Source organism: Clostridium sp. JN-9 (assembly GCF_004103695.1).
GTDB lineage: Bacteria > Bacillota > Clostridia > Clostridiales > Clostridiaceae > JN-9.
Genome location: NZ_CP035280.1, coordinates 727,178 through 752,768, shown reverse-complemented (window position 1 = coordinate 752,768; position 25,591 = coordinate 727,178). Strand labels below are relative to the sequence as shown.

The following is a 25,591-nucleotide window of genomic DNA, read 5'->3' as shown; positions in this document are numbered from 1 at the left end:
TCTAAATAGTAACTGTCAAATGTTTTACTGCTTCATCAAAATTTATATTATATCTCTTGTTTTCCACTATGGAAATTAAGTCCCGTATTTCAATTTGAAATAATTCCAAATATGCAATTAAACAGGAAATATTCATTTCACCTCTTATTCTCAGCTTATTAAGATCATCTCTTAAATATGTGAGCATTTTTCTTTCTGTCAGGCAATCTTCTTCTGTATTAAATACTTTTCTATAAGGAGTTCCTTTTATAATTTCAAAAAACTCTTCATTAGTCTTGGCATAACATAATTGTTTTATTTCTTCTTTATTTAAGTATTTACCGTCATGAATGGTGTAGTTAAAAAGCACTTCCGGAATTAAATTGTAATATTTCCTTCCCCTTACAATCCACTGTATATTCAGCAGATCACAGTAAATGCCATTTACTCTTTTAAGTATTTCTCTGTCTTCTTTGTTAATTCTTTTAACAAACTTTCTAAATGTAGAGAAATATGAAAAATCCAGTGAAGTTTCCATTCTGAATAATCCTTCTTTATCAACACTTTGGACTAAAGGTTTCATATATTTATAATATTTTGTATCAGCTAGCTTATCCACTAAATCCTCAATATTTTTAGCATTTATCAGATTGTCATAGTTAATATAATTTAGCGGGCTCTCATAGGTTATAAGAGAATATATCTGTTCCTTATCATTTTCAATATATTTCCCTCTTAATATTACCTTTAGATCTTCAATTTCATATCTCATAAAAAGTATATTAAACAATTTCATATAGTCACCATCGAAATAGTGCCTAAGAGTTCCAAATTTCTTTACATAATATTTTTTTAATATTATTTCAAGCTTTCCTCTGTTTATTTCTGATACATTATATGGCTTCAAAGCTTCGCCATAGCTTGTTTCTTCTTTTAGAAATCTTAATGCTTCACCATAGCTTTTACACTGGAGTAATTTAGTATACTGCTCTGAAGTTAAGAACTTCCCCTCCAGTGATTTTATCTTTGTATTTACTGCAGCAAACTTTACAACGCTTCCCAAGGTATCCCTCCTATCTGGAGCTTAGTATATTATTCATGGTATCACTTATTATTTTTCCCTTTATGTCATTGATTTTTTTATTTATATTCTCCATTTCTATAGCCTTTTCATTTCTAATCTGCTCTGCCATTTTATCTGATTCACCTAATTTCTTTTCTATTACTTCCTTCTTTAATTTTTCTAAATTTTTTTTAGAATCATTCCTCATATCCGCCAGGGTATTCTCTAAATCCTTTTTTTCATTGGTAAGTCTCTGATTTAGCGATTTTCTATAATTTTCTGCATCTTTATCAATGGATATAATTTTCTTAATTGTATACTCCATACAACCTACCCTCCTTAATCACTAAACTATATAATATAAATATTACAACTTTTTAATATATTTTAAAAATTGCAAATTACATAGTTTTTCAAAGATAAATCAACAAAACTGATTATAAACCAGAAGAAAAGCCATTTTACTCTAGATTGTAACAATAAACAATGTTATTTGTAATATTCAGTACACATATGTTATATGCTGGATGAAATACTTTTAACACTATATTATTTACTTTCATATACTAAAATATAAATCCTAGGAGATGATTTTTATGAATAAAGTGGCAGTAAATAATATTGTTATGAACTACCATTCAATAGATAATTTAACCACTGCAATTGAGAATATCACTTTTAATGTTGAGGATGGTGAATTTTTAAGCATTGTAGGCCCTTCAGGCTGTGGTAAATCCACTCTTTTGAACATAATTGCAGGACTTCTTAAGCCTTCCCATGGTGAAGTGTATATAGATCAGGAATTAAGCACCAGCTTTTCTCCAAAAATAGGCTATATGTTTCAAAAAGATCAGTTATTTGACTGGCTTAGCGTATTGGATAATGTGCTTTTAGGCCTTAAAATTCAACATAAAATAAATGATGAAACAAAAGGAAAAGTTACAGAAATGCTTAAATCCTATGGCCTTTCAGACTTTATAAGTCATTATCCTAATGAATTATCAGGGGGCATGAGGCAGAAGGTTGCACTAATTCGAACTTTGGCATTAAACCCTGAGGTACTGCTTTTAGATGAACCTTTTTCTGCCCTGGATTACCAGACAAGACTTAATATAAGCGATGAGATATTTAATATTATAAAAAAAGAAAAAAAGACAGTTATAATGGTAACACATGATATTTCAGAGGCAATCAGTATGTCCAACAGAGTAATCGTTCTTACAAGGCGTCCTTCTCATATAAGTAAAATATTTGATATTACTTTTTCAGAGCAGTATAACTCTCCATTAAAATCCAGAAAAGCTAAGGAATTCAAAGACTACTTTAACGATATATGGAAGGAGTTGAATAATTAGTGATAAATGAATTTGAGGAACATAATAAATATTTAAAAAATGTAAGGTCAAGAAAAAGGAAAATAGTATTTGTCAGAATACTGATTCTGATAGTTTTCTTTGCTCTATGGGAACTTCTTGGAGACTTAAAAATTATAGATCCCTTTCTTACAAGTACCCCAAGCAGAATGGTTAAAAGCTTAGTGAAAGTCTACAATGAAGGTACTTTATTCAGGCACATTTTCATAACATGTTATGAAACCATTATTGGATTTGTCCTAGGTACATTACTTGGTACATTAATAGCTGTATTACTATGGTGGTCAGATTTTTTAAACAAAGTTCTGGAACCATATTTAGTAGTTTTAAATGCACTTCCAAAAGTTGCATTAGCACCTATTATTATATTCTGGGTTGGTAATGGTATAACTGCAATAATTGTTATAGCTCTTTTAATATCAGTTGTTGTCACTATAATATCAGTTCTCAATGGCTTTAATGAAGTAGATGAGGATAAAATTAAATTATTAAAAACTTTTGGCGCCAAAAAAATTCAAATCCTTACGAATTTAATTCTGCCTGCATCAATACCTACTTTTATGTCTGCACTTAAAATCAATGTGGGATTGTCCTGGGTAGGTGTTATAATGGGTGAATTCCTGGTTGCCAAGGAGGGTCTGGGTTTCCTGATAATTTTCGGAGGTCAGATTTCTCAGCTGGATATGGTTATGTTCAGCATAATAATTTTATCTATACTTGCTTATTTAATGTATGAAGGTGTGGCATTTTTAGAAAAAATAATTAAATATAGTTATAAAAACTGAATATAAAAGCATAAACTGGACAGTACTTTATGTGTAATATTTAAAAAGTAATAAGAATATATTAGAATATATATACCAAGGAGGTTGCACATGAACTATTTTGACAAAGCTAATGACCTGTATAATGTTAAAGATTACAGAAAAGCAATTGATATGTATAATTTAGCTGTAATTAACAATGACAATGAACCATCTTCACTTTATAATGCATCAGTGTGTTATATAAAGCTGAAAGAATACGAGAAAGCTATTCCATTATTAAAATTGGCTATATCAAAAAAAATGGAGAGCAAATACTTTTTTAATTTAGGATATAGTTATACAATGCTGGAAAACTTTAAAAAAGCATTGATTTATTTTAATATGGCCTGGTCTTTGGATAATCATGATAGTGACTGTGAAAAAGCAATTAACCTCATTATAAAAAAGATAAAGAAATAAAATATGGAATAAGTAAAAAATCACCAGCAGGCTGGTGATTTTTTATTAAATCATAAAAGGTATAAATACCATTTGTGTCAGAATAGTATCTATAATTAAAATCTTTGATAAACTAAATACAAGCACATTAGAACTGGTATCATCAGTGTATTTCTTAAATCCATAAGAAATACATAATATACTTATTATTAAGGCAATTATAATACCTTCTATGGGCTTAAACCACTTTGGAATAACGTAAGAATACTTTCTAAATGAAACTGCGTAAACCACAAAAATCTTAATAAGTACTGCAATTAAATAACCGATAATATAAATAATTTTTCTCTTGTTCAGTTTTAACCTAAATTCAAATAAACTTATTATACTTACAATGCAGATTGTTGGAAGTATCCAGAGAGAACCATATACAATAATATCAAATACGCTATATACGAAGCTTTGAAAAGTATCATTTAATGCCTGAATAATTTCACCTTTTTTTATTCCATTGTATTCCTTCTTAAAATTTTCTCTTGTGGAAGTCATATATAACTTGTATCTGTCTGGCTGATAGCTGTCACAGAATAAAGCTGTATCACCGCAGACTGCCGGGTATATTGTGGCCTCATTTGTTCTTGATACCAGATTACTCTCCACAAGTTGAGAATCTTTTATCATATATTCCATAATGTCTTCATGCAGATATTTATTTCTAAAAAGAGTCTGCACATTTGACATAAAAACCGGCTTATCAGGTATCTCCCCCGGAACTGTGTTTAGCGCTGTAAATTGTCTTAGCTCTTTGGTAGAATAACCGCTGCCGTCTAAATTAAACTTTACCATTCTGTTGTTTCCTTGTATGTTTTCATAGCTGTATCCTATAATTAAATACCCAGACTTTTCATCTGTAACCAATGCAGCACTATAAAATGATATTCTGGACATTCCCTCTATGGCTGCAGCTTTTATAGGTTTAGTTATTCCGTTGGAATTAATATTTAAGCAATATACTTTGTTATTCAAATCCACATAGGTAAGCACAGCTTTGTCCTTAGCCATAGTTCCAGCCAGCATTGATGGCTCCCTAACATTAAGTTTGTAATTTTTGTTCAAATAAGCATCATATATGTTGATTACGTTGTCACCAATCCATGCAAAATAGGAACTTCCTATTTGAATTATTTCCTTGATACTATCGTCTTCTGATTTATCAATAATGTTTAATTGATTATTCAGCTTAACAAAAAATGCTTTTACGCTATTGCTTGTATAATTAAGCCAGCTCACATAGACATTATCTCCATCTGTTATTAAGCATAGATTATTTATATTTTTATATTGCGATTTTATTTCAGTAACTTTTTTTGTAATTCCTAAGTCATTTGTCTCTCTTATCTCTACATTGCTGCCATTATTATATGCCATTAAATAATTATTTTTATATTTAATTATTTTAGGAGGAGTTGTAATATTGCTTTCTGTTATAAGAACTTCTTTGGACCATTTATCTGAAGGTGGTTTTATTCTATTATTTATGTTTATATAAGTATGAAATGAAAACAATATGACAACAATTAAAATGCAGATTACCATGAAAACATTTTTTTTCACTAATACCACCCCATTCTAAAGGATCCTTGGATCCAGTGCATCTCTTAAACAATCCCCCAGCACATTCAAGCTTATTAGTAAAATTATAATAACTAATGAAGGCAAAATCATTTGATATGGGTGAAACATAGACATGCCTATATAATCTCTTGCAATTGTTCCTATGCTTAAATTAGGAGGTTGAACTCCCATACCTATATAACTTAATATTGATTCATTTAAAATCACATTTGGTATCTCTAATGAAAATGTAACTATAATTGTAGGTATCGCATTAATCAGCATATGTTTTACTATTATTCTGGATGCTTCTGCTCCTAAAGCCTCCGAAGCCAAAATGTATTCCTGCTCTTTTATTGGTAAGAGCTGTCCCCTGATTATCCGTGTCACATTACACCAGCCTATAATGCACATAGATGCTATTATGGTTATTATTCCAGGCTGAAGAAACAGTGATAATAAAACTATCAGTAGTAAATTTGGTATGTTGGCTACGATTTCCACAATGCGCATTATAATATCATCTACCAGGCCTCCATAATAAACACAAATGGCACCATAGGTTGTACCAATTATTACATTAAAAGCTGCCACAATTATTCCAATGAGAAGGGATACTTTTACTGCAACACACACTCTTGTAAAAATATCTCTACCGTATTCATCTGTTCCGAATATATGAAGTTTTGAAGGTGCCGTATTTCTCAGCATAACATTTGTGGTATTATATCCATATCTACTTACTTTAGGTCCTATATAAACTACAGCTAATACCACTATAAATATTATTAAAACACAAATAGCAGCTTTATTGCTTTTTAATTTTATAATCACGCTATCAGTGTAGGAAATATTAGGAATATCAATTGGATCATCTACATGATTTATATCAATGCCCTGTATTTTAAATTTATCTTTATCAAGTTTCATATCACACCTCTACAGCAGACTTAATATCATAATTATACATCATTTACAAACATTAGTAAAAGATATTCAGATAATAAATAAAATAAATGACAGGTAACAAAAATAGTTATTACCTGTCATTTATTTTTATCTCAGAGTTCTAAAAGTATATCCCTGAGATTTTAAATATTCAATTATCTGAGGCAGCGCTTCAATAGTTGTATGTTTCCCAGGAGCGTCATGCATCAATACTACTATATGCTGTTTTCCTGCTGATGTCTGTCTTAAATTTGTAACTAATTTATCCTGGGGGACACTTACAGCTTCTGCATCACCATTTAATGCATTCCAATCAACATAATAATATCCTTTAGCTTTCACAGCATTTCTAAATGGCTGAAGTCTGCTGCCAAAGGATCCTCCTGGGAATCTGATGAGTTTTGTATCAAAATCATTTCCCAAAATGCCTTTCATCACAGAATTATTCTTATCTAAGTCAGCTATTAAGTTTCCTGGTGAAGCATAGATATATTTATAATTATGACTGTATGTATGATTCCCTATTGAGTGTCCATTATTCTTTTCTCTTATTAAAAGATCTTTATTCTGTTCTGCCATAACCCCAACAACGAAAAATGTAGCTTTTATATTATATTTATCTAATATCTGCAGAACACTTGGGGTAATATCTCTGGATGGTCCATCATCAAATGTTAAATATGCAACTTTATGCCCATCAGGATTATATGGATTAAAGTTAACCATACTGTCAGATCCATGTACCTCAGTTTCTCTTTTGGCTTCATAATCAGTAGATGTTTTTTTAGCATCCGCAAGCTTACTCTGGTTTTTTTTGTCAAGTGAACTGGCTTTAATATTATCATCTTTCTCTTCAGCGGAACTAGTACGTTTTGCACTAGCAGCAGCTTTTGCAGCTGAATTATCCTTATATTTTACTATTCCTCCTCCTATAAAAAAACCTATAATAAAAATTAATACCATAAAACCTAGGAAAATAACTCTTCTTCTATAAATTCTTCTTTTTCTCTTTACTCTTTTCAATGATCTCATCCCCCAAACCTGTTGTATATTTATATTATAGTATCCCTACAGGCTAAAAAGGTTACTAAATATTTACTTTTACCACTGCCCGGCAATTTTTGCATCCCTATGGTCTAAATCAAATCGCTTATTGTCGAAATAGTTCCCTCCTTTATAAAAAGTTGTATCAACATTAATCCATCTTGACTCTTCAGGAATGTATACCTGATTCCATGCATGGCTTACCCAGCTTACACCATTAAATCCTTCACCTGTTATGAGCCTTACCTTAATATTATCTGCTCTGCTCATGGCTACATATAAACAGGAATAATCAAAACATATACCTTTACCGCTGTTAAAGGTTGGAATGGCACCAGATTGTACATTAAAGTCATTTTGTAAAACCCTGTCTGCCTTATTATAATCGTAGTCTATATTGCTGCCTATCCAGTTGTAAATTAATTTAGCCTTTCCTCTTGTAGTATCGCTGTTATTTCCAAGCCTTCTTGCCAGTGAATCTATAGATGCATTAGAACGGACTCCTTCATCCAGTGTAACTCCATTATAGTAAACAATGGCCTTGTTTGAAGGGATAGTCTGATCACCATTTCCCGGGTTGTTTTCCCTTACTACAATTTTAAAGGAATTGTTTAATATATTAGGAAGCTGTTTTGCGATTTTAGAGTTAGTTACTGGTATAATTATTTCCTTACATATTGTTTTATATGGAACAGATGCTTCAGCATACTGATTAAACTTATTGTTAATCTTAAAAATAGAAATAAAGTTGAATAAAAATGATAGAATCAATATATAGCTTACTGACTTTGGAAATTGAAATAAACTTCCGGCAACTCTTTTAAATATTTTGCTTTTATCCCTAAGGGAATCTTCAATTCCATCGAGCAAAGGATAAAAAGTTAAATTATTTAAAATTTCCAGTATATAATAAACAATATTGTATATTACATAAATAAGCATTGGAATTATAATAAAATAAATTATATACTTATTGCTGTTTATATATGCAGCTATATTGTCAGGTATTGCATTGTAAATCTGCCTGTAAATACCTCTCTCATGTTGTATAAAAATATTTTTTCCAAAATATGTCCCTGCAAAAAGTGATATTACAAAAGAAACATTTTTATTAACATCCTGTATGTCAAGTTTTAAGCTATGTGAGGAAAATGCAAACAAAAAGCCTTTTAACATAGGATAAAGAAACACTACTAATAAAGCTGCAGTTACTGGATTAAGCTTCATTTCCTCCACCACCTTAAATTTCCATTTGTTTTAAAACAGTCTTTATATCTTCAAATGAATACCCGCGTCTAAGCAGATATTCTGCTAATTTTCTATATAACTTTACCGAATCACTTTCTGATTTTGAAATAACATTATATCTTTTTTCTGCCAGCTTCTTAATTTCTTCAAGCTTATTACTATCATCAGTTACTGATGCCTTTTTAAAATCATCTGCATTATATATTTTTTTTATTGCTTCTTTTACCACTTCACTGCCAAAGCCGCATCCGTATAAGTAAGCACCCAGTTTACTATAGGCTTTTTTACTATCAGTACAGCTGCTGCAGATGGATTTATACTTTTTTTCACCAAGTTTAAAAGCAGTATTTTCTTCTATACCACTATGAATGTATGACAATTTTTCATCTATGAGCTCAGCTTTTATACCTTTTCTGATTAATAGGTATTTTATCTTTTTTTTACTGGTGCTTGCACATTTTTCCTTTATATATAGAGCTGCATATTTCTCATCATCAACAAAAGAATATTCCCTTAAAAAATCCATTGCCTTCTTAATTATATTTTCACTGTAGCCCTTAGTTCTTAGTTTATCCATTACTTCCTTTTCAGATTTATAGGATTTTTCAATGATCCTAAGGGCTGTATTCTTAGCCCTTATATATTCATCTGCATCAATTATAGAAGCTAGTTCATTAATATCAATTTCTGTATTCTTTTTCAGGCTATTTGAATATACTACCTCCATACTGCATGAAGTGGAATATTCATTATCAATGTAAATGTTAACTCTGTCCTTATTATTTTTTTGAACTTCTATATTTGTAATTTTCATTAACTCACCTTTTTATATAACTTTATTGATTTTTTAATATATGTATAGTTGGATTATTAAACACCCTTCTGGCCACATCATACATATTTTTATCCTTAATATTTTCTAAGTTGTCCATATCTTTTATAAACTGAAATATATCATCTCCATCAATAGTCTGATGAAGTACATAATTTCCTAAATCTGTAGCATCTTCAATGGTAAATGCCACAGCAGTTTTTAAAACCTTTTTCATAAGGTCAATAGTATTTTCATCAAATTTAATGGTTCCATCTTTTATACCCTTTATACACCAGTTAATAGCCTCCATGGTCTCCTTTATATCATCTTTGCCAACTGCAGTATAAATAATCAAAGTCTTCACATCATTTGTAAGGTCTAAATCAGTATAAATATCATAGGCTAAGCCTCTTTTTTCCCTTATCTCCCTAAATAGTATTGAATTAGAACTTTCACCAAACTTATGGTTTAAAATTTTTAAAGCCAGTTCATCATCCTTACTTAAATCATAAAATGTATATAGATACAAAATAGTGCACTGCTCTATATTTTCCTTATAGCTTGTTTTAATTATAGGAATGTTTTTTTCAATTATTACATTTTCTCTGGTAAAATCTACAGGTTTCCAGTGTCCAAAATACTTTTCTACAATTCTAACCACATCTTCATGTTCATATGGAGATACAATTGTAATAAAACAATTATTTGGTACATAGTATTTTTTATAATAACTCAGTAATTGCTGCCTATCAATTGCTTTAACAACCTGTTCATCACCTATTGTATTATATTTTAAAGGGCTGTTGGTAAAGGCTGTTTCATGAACCTTGTCATAGCTGTACTCTTCAATATCATCCCGTCCGCTCCTGATTTCAGCTAAAATTACCCCTCTTTCCTTTTCTATTTCATCTTCAGGGAATACAGCATTCTGAAGCATGTCCGATATTAAATCTATATCCCTTTCAAGCTCGCTTTTTAATGAAGTAATACTATATACAGTACAGTTTGAGTCCGTATATGCATTGTATTCCCCAGCCCTTTCCTCAAGTTCATTATTCAATGCTTCATTTGACCTTGTTTTGGTTCCCTTAAAAAGCATATGCTCCATAAAGTGAGAAATTCCCTTCTCATTTAACTTTTCATATATTGCACCGATCTTAATGCCAGCATGCAGTGCAGTTAATTCCGTTTCTTTTTTTATTGTAACTAATTTTATACCATTATTTAAGGTAATTTGTTTTGCATTAAACATTAAATAGTTCGTTTCCTTTCATTTTATACATAAGTTTATTTCCACATATCCTTTGTTAAATTTTCAATAATCTTTTTTCTTTTTGATGTTTCTTCATGATCAATAATGATTTTATCATTTTTTATTATAAGTACATCACCCTCTTTTGCATTTTCAGGTAATTTTGATTTTTCTATATTTATCATAGTTCTGTCTTCTTTTTCGCATACAGCATAATTATTTTCAAATCTGTCAATGATTAATTTCACAAAATCACTTCCCCATCTTTTACTTTGTATTTCAAAGTATACATTATGATTATAAATGTTTTTTAAAGATTAATAACTTCAATTCGTAATTTGGGCGTAGCCCTCCAACCCTGCTATACTAAAGCCAAGGTTGGATCAAGAAGTTTCCTTACCTCTGCGGAGCAGCCAGCATACAATTGAATAAATTCAATAAAGGAAAATACGCCAAAATATTGACCAGAATATATTATAACTGACTTTTGCTTATCTTCTTTATAATTCTTAATAATTACAGGGAGGGACTTGCCTGAATACTTATTTCCCTCCTCCATGTTTTTGAATAGTTGAAAATACATGTAGCCAATGAGTGTCATAACTATATGAAAAGTTATAAAATTATATTTTGTACTCTTAAAATCTTCTAATTTCCAAAAGTCTTTTATTTGTCTATAGTCTTCTTCAATTTCTGGTCTTAGTTCATAAGTATTTATTATTTGTTTTGCAGTTTTATTTGTGTCTGTGGTTAAAAATACATAGTATTCATTATCTTTTTTATCATGAACGACACAGGCACACAAGTCAACATCTTTATCTGGTGTATTACTTTGCCACATCATACCTAGATCCTTAACCAGGTGTATTTCTTGAGTTTTCCTTTTCCTGTTAGGGTGTTTTTGCCACTTGTCTTCGGAGATTGCTATTTTTACAGCTTCTTGGTATATTGTCATGTTCTTTTTTGCAGGTACATATGTATCCACTTGCTTTTCAACCTTCAAAAAATTAATAACATCACGAGAAATAAATCCCCTGTCATTTATGAGAATATCTCCACCTTTTAAACATTTACTTTTTAAAATCATATTTCTACAAAGTTCTAAATCATGAGGCTTTATAGAATCAAAAACTATCTCTTCTATAATTCCGGAATCATCCATAAGACCTCTTAATGTTCCCATTTTATAACCACGAAGCACCTTTCCATCATCTTTTATAGTTTCAGAATTCTCATAATTTACATTATCTAAATTCACATGTATTTTAGTGCAATCAAGAATATGTATAGATGGAGCTATGTTAAGAGATGGCATAACTACATTTTGGACATAATTGTTATAAGACTCTATAAATTCCTCAGCATCATATTTTTGAATTAAATTTCTCATAACGCCTTCGGCGAATAACCCTTCTTCAAGGTTTTTATTGGTATCCCACATATTCCATCCTAGTTCAGATAATAACTCACCATCAGTCACAGCAAAGGCGACATCTGTCAGGCTGGTTTTAAGTTTCATCTTTGCTGTAATTGCTAACGCAATAAGTATATGAAATGGAATATGCTTATTTTGTTTTCTTTTATCTTTAAAACTTTCAGCCAATTTATCTATAAGTCCTATATTTTTCATTTTTAATACTATTGTATCTATAAGATTAGGGAAACTTACGTCAGCAGCATCAATCCTACCTTCTTTTATAGCTTCCAACACCTTATCTTTATCGTTTTTGCTTAATTGTAACATACAAACTATCTCCTTTTAATTATCATTAGTCTATATATATAATTCTATAAAAGATCTTAAAATCATTTTTAAAAGCTAAATATTATAGTACTTATTTTTAGAAATTTTCATATTACTTATTGAAGATTAATAAACATTTATTTGACTTATTAAAAAATATAGTTTAAACTAAATTGTGGCTTTATTGAATATTATTCATTATGGTCACAAGACAGTTCGTAACCATCCTGTCTTAAAGCAAAACTATGGAGGTCTAATTTATGGAAAATTTAGCAAGAAAAAAAATTAATCATCTCGTATTTGCAGCTCTAATAGGCTCTATTTATGCAACCCTGACCGTTTTACTAGCACCTATTAGTTATGGACAAATTCAGGTGAGAGTTGCTGAAGCTTTAACAGTACTTCCCTTTTTCTCATCTTATTCAATTTGGGGATTATTTGTTGGATGCATAGTGGCAAATATCTTTGGAGGTAATGGTCCAATAGATATAATCTTCGGTTCCTTAGCAACTTTAATAGCTGCCATTATAACTTATTATATTGGTAAAAGCAATATAAAATTTAAAAAGTATTTAGCCCCGCTTCCTCCTGTTATTATCAATGCTGTAGTAATTGGATTTGTATTAAATTATACCCTTCACTACCCATTATTAATAACCATGCTGTGGATTGGTCTTGGTGAGGCTGTATCATGTTATGTAATTGGTCTGGCAGTGTTAACTGTTTTTGAAAAGAATTCTGCACTTATGAAATATTTAAAAGCATGAAACAAAAGGCAGTGGGATACTGCCTTTAATTTTTGATAAATTTTCTTAATTTAAGTATAAAATTATGCTTAAAAATCAAAAACTATTAAAAAACGAAAGAGGTAGATTTATGGAAAATATTAATTTTAGTGATCTAGGTTTAAATGAAAAAGTTTTACAGGCAATAGATGCTCTTGGCTTTGAAGAACCATCACAAATTCAGGCTGAAGCAATTCCTCAGGTATTAAATGGAATTGACATAATAGGCCAGGCTCAGACAGGTACAGGAAAAACTCTGGCTTTTGGTGCACCTGTAATAAGTATGTTACAGGATAGAAACAGGGGAAAGAAAATAAATGCATTGATTCTGACTCCAACTAGAGAATTGGCAATTCAGATAAATGATGAGTTAATCAGATTAAGTAAATTTACAAATGTAAAAAGTATGCCTATTTATGGAGGGCAGCCCATTGACAGACAGATAAAATCACTTCATAGAGGTGTTGATATTGTAGTTGGTACTCCAGGAAGAATCATTGACCATCTAAATCGTGGAAGCCTTAATGTAAAAGATATTGACTTTTTAGTTATAGATGAAGCAGACGAAATGCTTAACATGGGTTTTATTGATGACATAGAAGACATTATAAGAAACACTAATGATAAAAGACAAACCCTTTTATTTTCTGCAACCATGCCTGATACAATAAAAAAGCTTGCATCAAAATACTTAAAGAAGAATGTTAAGCATATAATTATTGCAAAGAATTCAATGACTGTATCTAAAATTTCTCAATACTACTATGAAATTAAAAATAAGGACAGATTTGAAGCTTTATGCAGAATTTTGGATGTGGATGAACCTTCAAGTGCTATAATATTTTGTAAAACAAAAAAAGGGGTTGATGAACTGGTGGAAAACCTTCAGTCCAGAGCCTACAATGTAGAAGGTATGCATGGTGACATGGGTCAAAGTCAAAGATTAAATACCTTAAGGAAGTTTAAAGAAGGTAATTTAGATTTTCTTGTAGCTACTGATGTTGCTGCAAGAGGAATAGATGTGGATGATATCTCTCATGTTATTAATTATGATCTTCCTCAGGACTCAGACTCCTATGTACACAGAATAGGAAGAACAGGCCGTGCAAATAAAGAAGGTATCGCCTATACTCTTGTAACTCCAAGAGAATATATGTCACTTAAAGCTATTGAAAAAGCAACAAGAAGTAAAATTCTAAGAAAAGAAGTACCCACTATTGATGAAATATTTGAAACAAAATATAAAAACATCATAGAAGAAACAAAAGAAGTCATTAACAGTGAAAGTCATAAAAACTTCATTCCTATTGCCACAAAAATGGATGAGGATTTCAATCTTATTGAGGTTGCAGCTGCACTTATGAAAATGTTATTTGATAAAGAAGTTAGCTATGAATATGTGGAGCAGACTTTAAAGCCGCGTGACAGTGTGAGATTATTTTTATCCTGCGGAAGAATGGATAATATAAATCCTAAGACTTTAGTATTATTCCTTGCAGACAATGCCGGAATAAATAAATCAGAAATTGGGGATATAGATATATTAAATAAATTCTCCTTTGTAAATATTCCAGAACGTTATGCAGATTTAATAATAAAAAAATGTGCAGGTAAAAAGATTAATGGACGTAGAGTTGGCATTGAAATAGCAAAAAGCAGGGATTAAAGCTAAAGATTAAAGAACAAATAATGTAAGCCTCTATTACCGGCCAGCGCCTAAAGACGCTGGCTTTTATATATTCTAAAATTAATTTTTGGAAATATATTATCTATGTTTTCAACATTCAAAAGCCAATTAATATCCACAGTGTTATTAATTATTTCATTATAAATTTTCTCAAATCTTTCTACATGGCAATTGACCCTTTTGGATGCATATTCAGAAGCAGTGTTATTTTTTATTATAAATGGCCAGTCTGAGCTCTCAGCCAATAATAGTTCCCTTGCTGCCTGATTTAAAGCTCTCTCTTCAATTTCGCTTGGATTAGTATATTTGTTTGATAAATTAATCATTTTATCAGCACAGCTGTGAATTTTTTTATAAATCCAGCTATTTGATGCATTTAGCCACACTGAATAATCCCCATTTTCTCCCCAGCTTGATGGATCTGGACTGCAGCACTGAATTTTTTTACATTTTGATATAAATTCAGATGGAGTTGTAAGTTTATATACATTTTCTTTTTTAACACTATTTCTTAAAAAGCTTTCAATAAATTCCGGTCCTTCATACCACCAATGCCCAAATAACTCAGTATCATATGGACATGTTATAATTGGCATACCATCCATATGTGGTTTTATTTTTGTAAATTCATTATTTCTCTCATTAATAAAGTGCTGTACATGCTCCTTAACCTTTTCCATAGCTTTTTCTTTGTCATAATAAAGTTTTTCTTCTGTTTTTGATGTTATTTTATAATACTTTATTCCTGTATCGATTCTAATTCCATTTCTATTTATATATGGCGCAATATACTCCATAGGAAGGTCGTAGCCAATGTCCCTGTAAAACTCCCTGTAATTATAGTCCCCAGGATACCCCTGTGTGCTGCTCCATAGCTGTCTGGATGATTTTATATCACGTCCTAATGCAATTACACCGTTTTGGGTAATAATAGGTGCAAATGTACCATATAACGGCTTTGGAGAAGCATTAAGCACACCTGTGCTTTCTGTAATAAAATATTTTAAATTGTTTTCTTTTAAAATTGAATCCAGGCTGTAACTGTATGCACACTCCGGTAACCATATTCCATTGGGTTCATGACCCATTTCATCTGTGTAAGTTTCAACTCCAAGTCTTACCTGAGCTGATACACTTTCTTTATGAATACTTAAAAGAGGCAGAATCCCATGTGTTGCTGCAGAGGTAATAAATTCTATATATCCCAGTCTGTCAAACTTTCTAAATGCATTCATTAAATTTCCATTATATTTATAATATGTTTTTGATATTTCCTGGAACCTTTTTTCATAAAAATAAGCCAGCTTATTTTCTTCTTTATTATATTTTGTTCTTACAATTTCTTCTCTGGAAAGTTTAATGCTGCTTTCTAAATATTTAATAAATCTTTCATTTAAATATTGGTCCTCTAACATATTCATTAATGGAGGAGTTAAGGATAATGTTATTTTATAATTTATTTTATCCTGTATAAGCCTGTCAAAAACCTGTATCAGCGGTATGTAGCTTTCACTCATGGCCTGAAAAAGCCACCTTTCCTCCAGTGCATCCTCCATATCAGGATGCCTTACGAAGGGTATATGACTATGGAGTATCATAGCTATGTATCCTTTTATCCTTTCGCTATCTTCCATAATTGCCCCATGATGTAACTGTTTCATTATTTTTATTTAATTCATAAAAATAGCTGTCAAAAAAATCGGCAGATGAAGGATGAATATTCTTATCAGTATTAAGCTCCATGATTTTATTAGGTATATTTAAATAATAAACATTCCTATCTGATGATGGATAATTTCTTGGAGTTGTTACTACATTTGAAATACCAATTGTGTGATATGTATTATCTGAATTTTTTTCTAATAACCTAACGAATACATCCATGTCATCCAAATCCAGATTTATATACCAGTTATCTGCATTATCTTTAATTTCTATTGTTTTTATTTCTTTTTCTATTCCATTTTCAACTGAATAGACCTTTAAAAATAAATTAAAATTACTGCCTGGCATAACCTTATCCTTTTTATGTGTATTAGCATTGAAATAACAAAATAAGGTGTGTGCACTTTGAACCATTAAAGTAATTTTATCTTCCATATACATACCCCATTTCTAAACTTTATAATTAATATTATACCTTTTCTTAGATTTAATGTCACTTTATACATATGTATAATTTACTGTTTTCTGTTCATAAGCAATCATATGCTGTATAATAATTTTTATAAATAATAATACTTTGCAAAAAACATATTAAATAAATTTCATTTAGGAGGCATCTATGAATAAGTTAAATTTTAAAGGAAGTGTAATGTTAAATCCCACTCCTGTAGTACTTGTTACTTCAAAAAATAAAAATAATAAAATAAATATCTTTACAGTTGGGTGGGTGAGCACAGTCTGCACCAATGAACCTATTATTGCCATGGGTATTAGACCAGAAAGACTTTCTTATGAATTTATTAAAGAAAGTGAAGAATGTGTTATTAATCTTCCTACAAAAAATATGGTTAAAATCGTTGATTACTGTGGAGTTGTTTCAGGAAGAAAAGAAGATAAAATAAAGCATTTTAATTTGCAGCTTAATGAAGGTGTAAAAATTTCTACTCCGTCATTACAAATTTCGCCTATTGCTTTAGAATGTAAGGTAAAATCAATAACTCCACTTGGAACCCATCATTTGTTTTTACTTAAAGTTTTAAATGTTAAAGTTGATGAGACTATGCTGGATTCTAATAGTAAAATATGTTTTAATAAGGCAAATCTTATATGCTATAACCATGGAGAATATTATAATCTATCTAAAAATCCTCTTGGATCTTTTGGATTTTCGGTAAAAAAGAAAAATAAAAAAAAGAAATAATTTTAAAGCGTTGGATTTAAATATCTTTCGCTTTTATTTCATATGGGTAATTTTACTTGTCCACTCCTCATAAATTTATAATATGGGGGCGATGTGGTGAGTAAATTTGGAAAATTACTACTGGTTTTATTATTTATACTAATAATTGAAATACTACTTATAATAATTGAAGTTCAAGGTTAATTTTTAGATATCCAGGTTTTAGTGTTGAAATCTCTTCCTCTTATAACTACATTATTCCCCTGCACTTCAACATAAAGTCCCTGGCTGTCATCAGTTCTATTAACTCCACCCTTATTATTAAGCTCCAGTCCAAATGATACAGCACCTGTATTCATTATTTTAAAGGGCTGATTTATAATTTCATTATATGATTGCAGAAGAAGATGAGTATGGGAAGTAAATAATATAACCTGAGGATATTCTTTCAATATGTTGTATACTTCACTGCTTTGCTGAACTCCTATCCACCATTTAATTTCACCCACCAGATGATGATGGAGGAATACAAATACAGGTCTGTCAGGATCATAGTTCTCCTGAAGTTTTTCCTTTAGCCATTTTTGCTGTTTATCTGAAATATAGGCTTTAGTTGACCCCAGCTGCTTTGTATTGCAAGCTTCAGTACCCAATGATATAAAATGATATCCTTTTATCCATGTATCATGGTAAACTGAATTTTCACCTGCAAATTTTAGATATCTGTTAACAAATTCATTGTTTTTTTCACTGCTGTTATATCCTTTACCATATTCATAAAATTCATGATTCCCTATATTTTTAATTATCTGCTTTGGCAAAATTGATTTATTTTTATTTAAGCATTTTGAAATCGCATCATATTGACTGTTTAAACCTTCATCAACAATGTCACCATTTAATATCATGGCATCCATTGAGGGATTTATACTGTGTAAATCCTGAATTGCTTTATTGAATTTATAAACATTCCCATGTACATCTCCTAATACAGAAAATGATAAATCTGTTTTTGTGGATGCTTCAACACCAGCACTGCTTCCCTGCACTTGCACACTGTGCTTTTTATACGTAAATAGTGAAGTAATGGTTATAACTACTAAAATGCACATTACTGATACCGGTTTTTTCATATAGCCACTCTCCTCGTATAGAATAACATTGTTTATATTTATTATGGTCAGAATTCTACATAAAATCCATTAAAAATAAAAAAATAAGAAGCCTATTTAAGGAAATGCTTTAAACATGCTTCTTATCTTCTTTACAAATTTTTAGAACTCAGCTGATCCAGTGGTTCTTGGGAATGGTATTACATCTCTTATGTTGCTCATTCCTGTAATGTACATTATCATTCTTTCAAATCCAAGTCCAAAACCTGAATGTTTGGTTTCACCATATTTTCTAAGCTCCAAATACCACCAGTAGTCTTCTTTTTTAAGGCCTAGTTCTTCCATCCTTTTTTCTAATTTTTCAAGTCTTTCTTCCCTTTGACTTCCCCCAATAATTTCTCCTATACCAGGTACAAGAAGATCTGCTGCAGCAACAGTTTTATTGTCCTCATTCATTCTCATATAAAATGCCTTTATATCCTTAGGATAGTCAGTTACAAATATTGGTTTCTTAAATACCTTTTCAGTTAAATATCTTTCATGTTCTGTCTGAAGATCTATACCCCATTCTACAGGATACTCAAATTTCTCTCCGCTGTTTTTTAATATTTCAACTGCTTTTGTATATGTAATTCTTCCAAAATCATTTGATACAACATTTTTAAGTTTTTCAAACAATCCCTTGCCTATGAAGTTATTGAAGAATTCCATTTCTTCTGGTGCATTTTCCATAACATAATTTATTATATATTTCACCATAGCTTCAGCAACTTCCATATCATAATCCAAATCTGCAAATGCCATTTCTGGTTCTATCATCCAAAACTCAGCTGCATGTCTTGAAGTATTTGAATCTTCAGCTCTGAATGTAGGTCCAAAGGTATATACATTCCTAAATGCCAAAGCAAAGGTTTCTGCAGAAAGCTGTCCACTCACAGTAAGACCAGCAGATCTTGAGAAAAAGTCCTTTGTATAATCAACTTTTCCTTCTGCATTTTTAGGTAAATTTTCAAGATCCAGTGTAGTTACCTTAAACATTTCCCCTGCACCTTCAGCATCGCTGCAGGTTATAATTGGAGTATGTGCATATACAAAATTCTGTTCCTGAAAGAATTTATGAATTGCATAGGCTGCTAATGATCTCACTCTGAATACTGCTGAAAATGTATTACTTCTTGGCCTCAAATGTGCAATAGTTCTTAAGTATTCCAAGCTATGTCTTTTCTTTTGCAGAGGATAATCAGAATTTGACATTCCTTCGATAATAACTTTATCTGCTTTTATTTCGAGGGGCTGCTTAGCCTCAGGAGTTAAAGAAACTGTTCCCTGCACACTTATGGATGAACTAATTGGCAGCTTTGATACTTCCTTAAAGTTATCCAGGCTATCTTCAAATACTATTTGAACATTTTTAAAGAAACTACCATCATTCATCTCTATAAATCCAAAGTTCTTAGATGCCCTGACAGTTCTTATCCACCCTGAAATATTTACCTTAGTGTTACTGTACTTTTCTTTGTTTCTGAATATTTCTTTTACTAATGTATTTTCCATTTTTATACCTCCCTGATAATTATAAAAAATAAAAACCTTCCATCCCAAAGAAAGGGACGAAAGGTAAAATTTCGCGGTACCACCCAAATTGTCATAATGACCACTTAAAATAAATCGAACTATAGTTCAATCTATTCCAAATATAAGGTTTTGGAAACCTCTAAGCCTACTGTATCTGTGATTTCGGTTAGAAACTCCGGGATGTTCTTCAATAAAGATTCGTTATTGGCATTACACCACAAGCCAACTCTCTGTGAACTCATTCATTATCTACTCTTCCCATCATAGTTGTATGTTATTAATCAAAATTATATTATTAACTATATAATATGTCAATATTTTATGTGAAATTTATATGTTTATAGTGTTTTTTGTGTTTATAAATTGACATATCATTTTAAATTAATTATTATTAGAATGCTGATGTTTTTTAATAATCCATAAAAAAAAAGGGGCTGTCGCATTAGCATAAAAAAATATGCTAACGCGGCAGCATTTTTTTTGTGTTTTATAGAAAATTTAATGATATTTTAGTCCCCAATGAGCTTGATAATTAAAAAAAGACGCACTTTAATAAGCCTTTCATATTAAGGCTTTTTTTGATTTGCAGAGTTTTTAAAATTTTAAAGTTTGATAATTATGCACCTTTTTTAAGTGGAAAAAGATGCGTTTCAGTTCTATCTAACTGAATTTTATTATGTAGCTTATTTATATTATGTGCCATTGCTAACAAAATACTTTCTGCCAAAACATTCTTTTTACCTTTGCATAGATATCTACGAAATCCCATATCCTGTTTTATCTCTCCAAAAGAGCCTTCGGCTTGAATACTTCGATTCATTCTCAACTCGCAACCATCATCACTTATAATTCTTTCAAGATCCTCTTTGCGAAGCATGTTGAATAGTTTTGAAGTCTCAAGATTTTTAACCCTTTCTTCTAATGGCGTTTTACAGTTATGTCCTCTTATGCATTTACTCTTGTAAACACAGTTACTGCAGTCCTCACAAGTATAGATTGTTTTTTCACTTATATAGCCAGTCTTACTTTTCCTTTTTACTATTTTATTTACTGTTAGTTTCTTATTATTTTTGCAAGTATAATAATCGCCCAATTCAGTATAATCCATGTTTTCTATTCTGCTTATATCATGTTTATATTTTCTTGTTTTTGATATTTCATAATTTGCTGGTTTAATATATGATAGCTGTCCATTTTCTTTGATATAAAGATAATTTTCTTCACTCTCGTAACCTGAATCCGCATCAATTTTAAAATACTTAAAGTACAAGGAATCCTCCATGCTTTTTATAAATGGAATCAATGTTGTTGTGTCCCCAGGCTTATCGCAAACAGTAACCCATACTATATATTGGGAATCTACTCCATTCTGAACATTGTAACCTGGTTTTAACTGACCATTTTTCATAGCATCCTCTTTCATCCTCATAAAGGTTGCATCTTTATCTGTCTTGGAATAGCTATTACGTTTACCGCAGGTATGGATTTTCTGTGTATATTCTTTTAACTTTCTAAGGTATTCCTCAAGTTTTTCAATAGAACGTTGAATAGGAGTTTTCCTTTTACCACATCCATGTACAAATTCAATATTTTCTTCCTTTTTCAAGGCGTAAAGCTTTTTGCGTAGCTTTTTTACATGTTTCATTTTTACTTTGTTTTCGTATACAAGCTTTATTCCATACAATTCCTCACATTCGGCTACAAAATCAGCTAATTTAGAAAGTAATCTCTCCAGGTTTTTTGAAACTGCTTTTTTCCAGACGAAAGTATACTTGTTAGCACATGCCTCTATCTTTGTACCATCAATAAATATAGTATCTCCTGATATTTCTCCAATCTCATAAAGAAAATTTGACATTTCAGCCATTATTGTTTCTGAGCACGGGGCAAAATGAATACTACGAAATCTTGCAAAAGTAGAATGATCTGGTGCTGGTGAACCTTCTAAAAGGTACATGAAATTTACATCTCTTTTGCAGGATAGCTCCATTGCTCTTGATGAATAATTATGATTCATATAGGAGTAAAGTACAATCTTCAGCATCTGACGTGGCGTAGCCTGATTTTCCCTTATTCGGGAATAAGTCGAATATAAATCTGTTAAATCCATCTCCTCTACAAATTGACTTAGCAAACGCACTGAATCATTATTGGGAATCATGTACTCAATATTTAATGGAAGTTTTAATTGATAATTTCCACGATATAAAGTATAATTTTTGTGTGAATTAATGTATTTTCTCATATGTTAATTTTACTATAAATCTTTCACTCTTTCGAGTGGAAGATTTATTTTTATGTAAAAAAGCTGCCGCACCAATTATTTTAGTGCAACAGCCCCTTAAAAAATAAATTGAGAAATGAACATGAACAATTGTTAATTTCTTAACACTTACAATATTAATATTATCATACTTTTTAAAAAAATCAATGTTTTTTTAAATGAATTCATATTATAAGCTTAAAATAATATGTTATTTGTGTAAATTTATTAACAAAATGTACATTTTCTAATATTTTCTTTTGACAAAAGATAATTCTTATTATATAATTAATTATATCAATTAATAGGATGGTGCTTATGGATACAATTACAGGAATTTTCAAGGAAAAGAAACTTAAATTGACTCCGCAGCGTATTGCAGTATATAAATACCTAAAGTCTACAACTGAACATCCTTCTGCTGAGACAATCTACAAAGCTTTACAAAAAGATTATCCTACTATGAGTTTAGCTACAGTGTACAAAGCATTAAAAACTCTTGTTGAAGTAAAGCTGATTCAGGAAATAAATGTTGGCGAAGGAAATTTCAGATATGATGGAAATGTGTACCCACACCCTCATATTCAATGTTTAAATTGTGGTAAGGTAGACGATATTCAGGGCATTTGCTTTAGTGATCTAAATGATAAGGTTAAAAACTACACTAATTATGATGTAGTTGCAAATCAGTTATATTTCTATGGCTTATGCGAAGATTGCAAAAATAGTAAAGAATAAAGGAATGGTATATCCATTCCTTTATTCTTTATATGCCTGATCAACAATTGTGTTCCACTCTCTGCCTTTTTCACTGCTTCCTGAAATGATATTATTAATTTGAGAAGAAACACCCTGCCTAATTGATTTTGGTAAATTATCAAGATAAATAACACTGTTCTCATTGGAAAGCTGTAAATGCTTTATAGTGCTTTTTCCTATTACATTCTTATTTGCTTCATTAGCTTTTTTATTTCCCGTAATAAATCCCTTTTTCAATACAGCCTTTTGTGCATCATCACTTTCCATAAACTTTATAAAATCATTTGCTTCCTGTCCATTTTTAATATTTACAGGCATACAGGCTAATGCGTTTACAATAACTGGTATGCTTTCCTTTCCAGTTGTTAAATTATAATGGTAATCTATTGCTTCAACATCTTTGCTTTCGATAGCATAATCATAATAAGATATAAATATTGCCAGCGGTATATCTCCTCTGGATAATTTACTTAATGTACTTTCATTTCCAATCTCAAACAGATTTTTATTTATAACTGACTTTGAGACAAGACTATCCAAAGTATCAAATGCCTGCTGCATTTCAGTAACACTTTTATATGCATTGCTGCTGCTGTCATAAATGCTTTCAAGTTTGGATTCATTCACCATATTATTTATTACTATGGATGATAATCCCTCATATATATCCAGTTCATCAGTTAGTATTACTGGTATTCTTACTCCTTTGCTGTTAATTGCATGTATCAAACTGCTGAGTTCATTTGCATTTTTGGGTACTGGAATCTTAAGCTTTGATAATTCATTTGTATTACATGCTGCCTCTATAGTATATGGAATCAATGGTATTCCATAAGATTTATCATTAAACCTTCCATAGCAGCTTATTACTGTATAGTTTTTTTCATTTATTTTTTCCTTATCATACTGCAGTGATAAATCAGATAATACTCCCTTTCTGGCAAGCTCAATCATATTATTTCTGGAAGTAAATATTATATCCATCTTATCCGGCTTTTTATTTATATCTTCACTTATATTACTCCCAAGAGCATTTGTAAGATTTACTTTAATCTTAGGGTTTTTCTCTTCAAACTGCTCAACTATTATTTTAAGAATATTTGTTGAGTGCTTATCTTTAACATCAACATATATATTTAATTCCTTTTGCTTTTCTTTATCTTTATTACTATTACAAGAAGTAAGATTTAAGCAGGCTGTTGTGATTAATAACAAGGCAATTGCTTTTTTAAATTTCATATTCAATCTCCTTCTATATATTATTTGCTTATATATTTATTTTGCACACATTAATTAAATATATAATACATACATATAAAATAGTGGAGGTGTTTATATGAAATTTAAAGTATTATTTCTAAAGAAAAAATATATTTACTGTTTTTTATTATTTTTACTTCTCATAATTCTTTTTATTATATTTACTGCTACAAAAAATACATCTGCTGCACTTAATACAGTAAATGAAAATAAGGTTATTAAAGCAGACCTGAATGGTGATGGAACAGAGGATAATTTAATAATAACCGTAGATAAAATGAATTATAATATTACAGCTTCAATTGGAAATAAAAATTATAACTTAGTGCCATCTTCTCAAATAAATACATTAGGAGAATACAATAGTCACTGGCCATTGAAGGTTACAATAATGGATGCTTCCAGGGATAAAACGCCTGAAATCTTTATACAGTCATCATATAAAAATCAGGCTATTGTACAGGTCTTTAATTGGACAAACAATGGCTTTAATAATGTTTATTTTGGGAAAAACGATATTATCGGTTTCGTAGATTATAAAAATAACAGAACTCCAAAATTGATATTTACTAACAGTACTTCAGATAAATTTAACTTTAATAATTTTATATTTTTAAATAAAAATCTTCAAAAATTTAATTATTCCTATAATGACAATTTCATGGGAAAAGACACCGTATATTATTTTATAAAATACATTGAAAGTCTGCCTCATGGAGAAAGTGTAAAGCCATTAAATATATATTATCCAGGACTTAGCGGGAAAGATCTATCAGTTATAGGAAAACTCTCAGGTGAAAATAATCTATATAATTTTCAAGATGGAATATTTATGGATACTCAATGGAACAAAGATGGTGAAGTATCTCAGATTAAATGGGTATTAAATTTCAAAGGTGTTTCGAAGGTTAATAATGAAAATGTAAAAAACTATACATTAACTATATTATTAAAACCTGATGGAAATAAAGATGCTGCCTGCTATTATAAAATATATTCAATATCTTTGAAATAGACTTTT

The 25,591-nt window shown here is 30.3% G+C and carries 24 protein-coding genes and 1 other annotated feature; of the genes, 8 read left to right on the top strand and 16 right to left on the bottom strand.

Going from position 1 to position 25,591, the window contains the following annotated elements; genetic code table 11:
* Position 1: 1 nt before the first annotated feature.
* Both EQM05_RS03635 and EQM05_RS03630 read right to left on the bottom strand, forming a co-directional pair.
* Positions 2–1,042 (bottom strand): V-type ATPase subunit, encoded by a 1,041-nt coding sequence (locus EQM05_RS03635; RefSeq protein ID WP_128748776.1) that lies wholly within the window; start codon positions 1,040–1,042, stop codon positions 2–4.
* A 10-nt stretch (positions 1,043–1,052) separates the two neighbouring features.
* Positions 1,053–1,367, bottom strand: a complete 315-nt coding sequence (locus EQM05_RS03630; protein ID WP_128748775.1) for a hypothetical protein — start codon at positions 1,365–1,367, stop codon at positions 1,053–1,055.
* A 271-nt stretch (positions 1,368–1,638) separates the two neighbouring features.
* On the opposite strand from EQM05_RS03630, the gene EQM05_RS03625 reads away from it, so the two are divergent.
* From EQM05_RS03625 to EQM05_RS03615, 3 genes are all read left to right on the top strand, one after another.
* Positions 1,639–2,397, top strand: a complete 759-nt coding sequence (locus tag EQM05_RS03625) for an ABC transporter ATP-binding protein (RefSeq protein ID WP_128748774.1) — start codon at positions 1,639–1,641, stop codon at positions 2,395–2,397.
* Complete coding sequence (locus EQM05_RS03620; protein ID WP_128748773.1) at positions 2,397–3,200, top strand: ABC transporter permease; 804 nt, start codon at positions 2,397–2,399, stop codon at positions 3,198–3,200. Before EQM05_RS03625 ends, EQM05_RS03620 begins: the two co-directional genes overlap by 1 nt.
* Positions 3,201–3,290: 90 nt before the next feature.
* On the top strand, positions 3,291–3,641 hold the full coding sequence (locus tag EQM05_RS03615; RefSeq protein WP_128748772.1) for a tetratricopeptide repeat protein: 351 nt from the start codon (positions 3,291–3,293) through the stop codon (positions 3,639–3,641).
* A 45-nt stretch (positions 3,642–3,686) separates the two neighbouring features.
* Here EQM05_RS03615 and EQM05_RS03610 read toward each other — a convergent pair whose 3' ends face one another.
* The 8 genes from EQM05_RS03610 to EQM05_RS03575 all read right to left on the bottom strand — a co-directional run bounded on the left by EQM05_RS03610 (position 3,687) and on the right by EQM05_RS03575 (position 12,284).
* Positions 3,687–5,234, bottom strand: coding sequence for a hypothetical protein (locus EQM05_RS03610; RefSeq protein ID WP_128748771.1), 1,548 nt, complete (start codon positions 5,232–5,234; stop codon positions 3,687–3,689).
* 15 nt (positions 5,235–5,249) lie between these two features.
* The gene (locus EQM05_RS03605; RefSeq protein WP_128748770.1) at positions 5,250–6,164 is read right to left on the bottom strand and encodes an ABC transporter permease; all 915 of its coding nucleotides are present in this window, start codon (positions 6,162–6,164) and stop codon (positions 5,250–5,252) included.
* A gap of 126 nt (positions 6,165–6,290) precedes the next feature.
* Positions 6,291–7,205, bottom strand: a complete 915-nt coding sequence (locus EQM05_RS03600; protein WP_243108112.1) for a polysaccharide deacetylase family protein — start codon at positions 7,203–7,205, stop codon at positions 6,291–6,293.
* 78 nt (positions 7,206–7,283) lie between these two features.
* On the bottom strand, positions 7,284–8,453 hold the full coding sequence (locus EQM05_RS03595) for a transglutaminase-like domain-containing protein (protein WP_128748768.1): 1,170 nt from the start codon (positions 8,451–8,453) through the stop codon (positions 7,284–7,286).
* Positions 8,454–8,466: 13 nt separating this feature from the next.
* The gene (gene recX / locus EQM05_RS03590; protein WP_128748767.1) at positions 8,467–9,288 is read right to left on the bottom strand and encodes a recombination regulator RecX; all 822 of its coding nucleotides are present in this window, start codon (positions 9,286–9,288) and stop codon (positions 8,467–8,469) included.
* Positions 9,289–9,310: 22 nt separating this feature from the next.
* A complete protein-coding gene (locus EQM05_RS03585) occupies positions 9,311–10,540 on the bottom strand; it encodes a pitrilysin family protein (RefSeq protein ID WP_128748766.1) in 1,230 nt (409 codons plus the stop codon).
* Between the two features lie 35 nt (positions 10,541–10,575).
* The gene (locus EQM05_RS03580; protein WP_128748765.1) at positions 10,576–10,788 is read right to left on the bottom strand and encodes a DUF3006 domain-containing protein; all 213 of its coding nucleotides are present in this window, start codon (positions 10,786–10,788) and stop codon (positions 10,576–10,578) included.
* A gap of 113 nt (positions 10,789–10,901) precedes the next feature.
* Complete coding sequence (locus EQM05_RS03575; RefSeq protein WP_128748764.1) at positions 10,902–12,284, bottom strand: transposase; 1,383 nt, start codon at positions 12,282–12,284, stop codon at positions 10,902–10,904.
* Positions 12,285–12,544: 260 nt separating this feature from the next.
* Between EQM05_RS03575 and EQM05_RS03570 the strand changes: the two genes are divergently transcribed.
* Together EQM05_RS03570 and EQM05_RS03565 are read left to right on the top strand one after the other, a co-directional pair.
* Positions 12,545–13,051 carry a QueT transporter family protein gene (locus tag EQM05_RS03570; protein ID WP_128748763.1) on the top strand — a complete coding sequence of 169 codons (507 nt, stop codon included), beginning with the start codon at positions 12,545–12,547 and terminating at the stop codon, positions 13,049–13,051.
* 109 nt (positions 13,052–13,160) lie between these two features.
* Complete coding sequence (locus EQM05_RS03565) at positions 13,161–14,735, top strand: DEAD/DEAH box helicase (RefSeq protein WP_128748762.1); 1,575 nt, start codon at positions 13,161–13,163, stop codon at positions 14,733–14,735.
* A 50-nt stretch (positions 14,736–14,785) separates the two neighbouring features.
* On the opposite strand, the gene EQM05_RS03560 is transcribed toward EQM05_RS03565, so the two are convergent.
* On the bottom strand, positions 14,786–16,390 hold the full coding sequence (locus EQM05_RS03560) for a 1,4-alpha-glucan branching protein domain-containing protein (protein WP_128748761.1): 1,605 nt from the start codon (positions 16,388–16,390) through the stop codon (positions 14,786–14,788).
* Complete coding sequence (locus tag EQM05_RS03555; protein WP_164917183.1) at positions 16,380–16,856, bottom strand: DUF4912 domain-containing protein; 477 nt, start codon at positions 16,854–16,856, stop codon at positions 16,380–16,382. Before EQM05_RS03555 ends, EQM05_RS03560 begins: the two co-directional genes overlap by 11 nt.
* A 184-nt stretch (positions 16,857–17,040) precedes the next feature.
* Between EQM05_RS03555 and EQM05_RS03550 the strand changes: the two genes are divergently transcribed.
* Positions 17,041–17,622 carry a flavin reductase family protein gene (locus tag EQM05_RS03550; protein WP_128748759.1) on the top strand — a complete coding sequence of 194 codons (582 nt, stop codon included), beginning with the start codon at positions 17,041–17,043 and terminating at the stop codon, positions 17,620–17,622.
* 179 nt (positions 17,623–17,801) lie between these two features.
* Here the strand turns inward: EQM05_RS03550 and EQM05_RS03545 are convergent, their stop codons facing one another.
* The 3 genes from EQM05_RS03545 to EQM05_RS03535 all read right to left on the bottom strand — a co-directional run bounded on the left by EQM05_RS03545 (position 17,802) and on the right by EQM05_RS03535 (position 22,533).
* Positions 17,802–18,734 (bottom strand): metallophosphoesterase, encoded by a 933-nt coding sequence (locus tag EQM05_RS03545; protein ID WP_243108111.1) that lies wholly within the window; start codon positions 18,732–18,734, stop codon positions 17,802–17,804.
* Positions 18,735–18,875: 141 nt separating this feature from the next.
* A complete protein-coding gene (gene asnS / locus EQM05_RS03540) occupies positions 18,876–20,267 on the bottom strand; it encodes an asparagine--tRNA ligase (RefSeq protein WP_128748758.1) in 1,392 nt (463 codons plus the stop codon).
* Positions 20,268–20,316: 49 nt separating this feature from the next.
* Positions 20,317–20,562: a binding site (T-box leader), on the bottom strand.
* Between the two features lie 342 nt (positions 20,563–20,904).
* Positions 20,905–22,533: an IS1182 family transposase gene (locus EQM05_RS03535; protein WP_128748757.1), complete on the bottom strand. Its 1,629-nt coding sequence runs from the start codon at positions 22,531–22,533 to the stop codon at positions 20,905–20,907.
* A gap of 336 nt (positions 22,534–22,869) precedes the next feature.
* Between EQM05_RS03535 and EQM05_RS03530 the strand changes: the two genes are divergently transcribed.
* A complete protein-coding gene (locus tag EQM05_RS03530) occupies positions 22,870–23,289 on the top strand; it encodes a Fur family transcriptional regulator (RefSeq protein ID WP_128748756.1) in 420 nt (139 codons plus the stop codon).
* Between the two features lie 21 nt (positions 23,290–23,310).
* Here the strand turns inward: EQM05_RS03530 and EQM05_RS03525 are convergent, their stop codons facing one another.
* Entirely contained in the window at positions 23,311–24,549 is a 1,239-nt protein-coding gene (locus EQM05_RS03525; protein ID WP_128748755.1) for an ABC transporter substrate-binding protein, read from the bottom strand.
* 97 nt (positions 24,550–24,646) lie between these two features.
* Between EQM05_RS03525 and EQM05_RS03520 the strand changes: the two genes are divergently transcribed.
* Positions 24,647–25,585, top strand: a complete 939-nt coding sequence (locus tag EQM05_RS03520; protein ID WP_128748754.1) for a VCBS repeat-containing protein — start codon at positions 24,647–24,649, stop codon at positions 25,583–25,585.
* The last annotated feature ends 6 nt before the right edge of the window (positions 25,586–25,591 follow it).